Below are 3,388 nucleotides of genomic sequence, written 5' to 3'. Positions count from 1 at the left end.
TTTGTCAATCTTTTCAGAACCATTCAATTTTTCAACTGTTTTCGAATCATTCTTATTACAAGATATGCAAAAGCAAAAGATTAATATAATTGATAATGTTCTCATTTGGATAGGTTTTTTACACTGAGGCATAACGTTTCGCTGCTATCTGACTGTGGCGTTTCCGGCGAATTGCGTACTGTTTGCTAAGATAATGGTTTTGCGTGAAAAACTGAGTAGAAGCCAAGAAAATCCAGCAAGTGACACTAACCACTTTCAGCTGATGTTTTTATTATCAATTTGTAATTCCATTATTGGTAAATATCTGTCTTTTATTGAACTTTCAAGCTTCCCTGTTGTTTCAAAACCAAAAGTTTTATAAAAAATTTCGGCATTTGGTTCTGCGTCAAGAGTTATTTTGTCAATATCCAATTGTTTGGTTTTTTTTAGAAAGTCGTTCATTAATATCTTACCAAATCCTTTTCCGATAAATTCTGGAAGAATGAAAATATTATCAAGTTTTATAGTTTTTTCGTCAGTAAAGAAGTATGAATAATATCCGATAATTTCATTGTTTTGGACAAGTTTATATACTTTATTTTTTGCAATATAGTCTTTTGTAACAGTCAATAGATGTTCCCATTCTTTCAAAATATCTTCCGAAAATCCCCAATAGGCTTTTGATTTTTTTGTAATAGATGTAAGTGTCTCATGGTCTTCAATGTCTGCCTTTAGTATTTCCATTTTTAGAGTCAGTTAAATCTATTTTTAAGTTTCACTTGATTTTCGATGTTGCTCGGATAAAATAATAGCTACCGTTTCGCGGCTAGTAGCTTTTGAGAATCTAACGATCAGCTTACTGTGTACTAAGTTATAATATTTTCGTGAAAAATGAAGTAGAGGCTAATAAATTCCGGACATTGCGACGAGACCGCGGTTAACGGCTGGCATTCTTTATGTTTTTAATTTCTCTTTCCAACCTATCAAAATTTTCTTCGTTTTTAGGCTCTACAAACTTTCGCATTTTCTCACATTCTTCAACGGTTTCAAAAATCATTTTAAATGATATTTGTGTTTTATTTTCATCCAATTTTTCAAATGCTATTTCCATATCAAATAACGGTTGGGATTTTCGTGTCCAGCTTACGATTTTATTTGGTATAACAGTTTGGAATACAGATGAATTTTCATAGTTTCCTTTTTCTGGTCCATGCATGGTAAGCTTCCAATTTCCGCCAGATTTGAGATCAAACTCGTGAATTGTGTTTGTAAAACCTTCTGGTCCCCACCAATTTTTTAAATGCTTTGGATTTTCAAAAGCTTGATATACGATTTCTACCGGTGAATTTAGAATTCTAGAGCTTAAGATTTCATGACTATTCATTGAAGCAATTTTTGGTTTAAGTGGTTTCGTTTATGTTTGCCGTTAACGTTTCCTTGCTAAAGCTTGTGGTGGCTTATGGAAAGCTTTTTTCCATAACCGCCCGAGCGAAATTATGAAAAGTAATCGAAAAAATCTACCGAAAAACTAGCCATGAGTTTTAGCAAGTGTTGTGTGTCGTTCTTCTTTTTCTTTTATTTAGAATTTACTGTTAGGCATTTCTATTTTACATCACCAATTAATATAACGTCTGAATTACTTGGTGAAATTACAGCTTGAAGATTACTTCCATCTAAATTACATGAAAATACTTTATTTGTAGGAGTTGAACCAGAGCTGTCATTTGCAACAAACAAAACTTTTTGTCCATCTGGAGAAAATTTTACATATGCATTTGAATTGGCATTTTGATACATTACGCCAGTTGGTAATGTCAATGGGATTTGAGTAGGGTTAGTTCCATCAAGGTTGCAATACCAAATTGTATATCCATTGACTGAGTCGTATTGACTGTATAATATTTTACTCTGTACTGTTGTAGCTGTCGATTCATTGTCACTGTTTGAGCAACTTATTTGAAATAAAATTCCAGCTAATGCAAATACGCATACATAAAAAGTGGTTTTGAATAAATTTCTCATAATATGTAAAATTTTGTTTAGTTACAGGTTTTGTCATGTCCTAAAATACGTTGACCGTTTTAGGTTATTAATTGAATCAAATTTACAGAAATAATTGATAGGTTTTAAGCTGCTTTTTTAGCATAGGATTTATAAGGTTGTTTATCATATTGTTTGTGCACTATTTGGGGTGTTTTTAAATCTAAACTCCAATGTAAACGTTCGTTGTTGTATATGTTTACAGCTTCGGATATCATTTTTTGAGCGATTTCAATATTTCTAATAGTGTTTTTTAGCCCGAACTCATACTTCAAAATTCCGTTAATTCTTTCAGCTACTGCGTTTTCATACGGATCGTATTGTTGGGTTGTGCTGAGTATAAACCCTTTTTTTTGAGCAAATTCTGAGAAGTCCGGGCAGCAATACTGAATTCCTCTGTCAGAGTGATGAATGATATTTTTATGGTTATGAATACAGTTTTTATAAGCCATATCCAGGGCATCTTTGACAAGAGTCACTCTCATATTGTCGTCTAATTTCCAACCCATTATTTTCTTTGAGTAAGCATCTGTCACCAGTGCTAAATAAGCGTGGCCACCATCGACTTTGATATAGGTTATGTCGCTTACAAAGACTTGCTCTGCGTGAGATAAAGATAAATCTTTGAGTAGGTTAGGTGATTTAAAAAAGAAGTGCTTAGAATCGGTTGTAATGTGAAAACGTTTTGTTTTCTTGACTAATAACCCATAGCTTCTAAGTAAATCGAAAAGCGCATCTCTTCCCATTTTGATATTGTTTGTAATGAGTTCATTTTGTATGTGTTCCATGAGTTTTCTGGTTCCAGTTTTAGGCATTTTGATCCTGATTTTGCGCACTAAATCGAGAACAACTTTGTGTTGTTGTTCTTTGGTAAAATAGTGTTTAATTCTTTGGTAATAAGCTTGTTTGCTTATTCCGAAGCATTGATAGAGCCACTTTCTTTTGAAAGGTTTAGTCGCTTTTTCTCTATCTCTTTTGCTAATGCTTCGGGCAAATACTTTTTTGAAAGATGTTCACCGGTAATATGTTCGAAATCAGCAATAATATCTTGTTGGAAGTCTTTGACGAACTCTAGTTCTTCGATGCGTTCACGTAATTTTTTAATCTCGTCGTTTTTGCTCATAGCTTTGGATTTTCCCTCAAAGTTAGACAATTTCTTGGTCCAATAGGCAAGCGTTGCTCTGGATATACCGTACTTTTTAGAAGCATAATTGGCAGAGATTTGTCCGTTATTGATTTCGGCAATGATAGAAAGTTTGAGATCAAAGCTAACTTTTTGATACTCCTTTTTTCGACATGTTGTTTTTTTTGTTGTTTCCATAGGATACTAAAAGTGTTTAATTTTTAGTCAACCTATTTTAGGACGAGA

5 protein-coding genes are annotated in these 3,388 nt (G+C 33.0%); all 5 read right to left on the bottom strand.

What is annotated here, in order from left to right; all coding sequences use genetic code 11:
* Positions 1-255 precede the first annotated feature (255 nt).
* The gene (locus C0512_RS14895) at positions 256-723 is read right to left on the bottom strand and encodes a GNAT family N-acetyltransferase (protein WP_290862974.1); all 468 of its coding nucleotides are present in this window, start codon (positions 721-723) and stop codon (positions 256-258) included.
* Between the two features lie 193 nt (positions 724-916).
* Positions 917-1,363 (bottom strand): SRPBCC family protein, encoded by a 447-nt coding sequence (locus tag C0512_RS14890; RefSeq protein ID WP_290862972.1) that lies wholly within the window; start codon positions 1,361-1,363, stop codon positions 917-919.
* A gap of 218 nt (positions 1,364-1,581) precedes the next feature.
* A complete protein-coding gene (locus C0512_RS14885; protein ID WP_290862970.1) occupies positions 1,582-2,001 on the bottom strand; it encodes a hypothetical protein in 420 nt (139 codons plus the stop codon).
* 104 nt (positions 2,002-2,105) lie between these two features.
* Complete coding sequence (locus C0512_RS14880) at positions 2,106-2,933, bottom strand: IS3 family transposase (RefSeq protein WP_290862976.1); 828 nt, start codon at positions 2,931-2,933, stop codon at positions 2,106-2,108.
* Positions 2,930-3,340 carry a transposase gene (locus C0512_RS14875; RefSeq protein ID WP_290862968.1) on the bottom strand — a complete coding sequence of 137 codons (411 nt, stop codon included), beginning with the start codon at positions 3,338-3,340 and terminating at the stop codon, positions 2,930-2,932. Before C0512_RS14875 ends, C0512_RS14880 begins: the two co-directional genes overlap by 4 nt.
* Positions 3,341-3,388: the final 48 nt, after the last annotated feature.

Origin of the sequence: Flavobacterium sp. (genome assembly GCF_013822155.1) — a bacterium.
In the GTDB taxonomy this organism is placed as follows: domain Bacteria; phylum Bacteroidota; class Bacteroidia; order Flavobacteriales; family Flavobacteriaceae; genus Flavobacterium.
The sequence above is the reverse complement of the archived record's forward strand: the minus strand, read 5'-3'. Positions and strand labels throughout refer to the sequence as shown.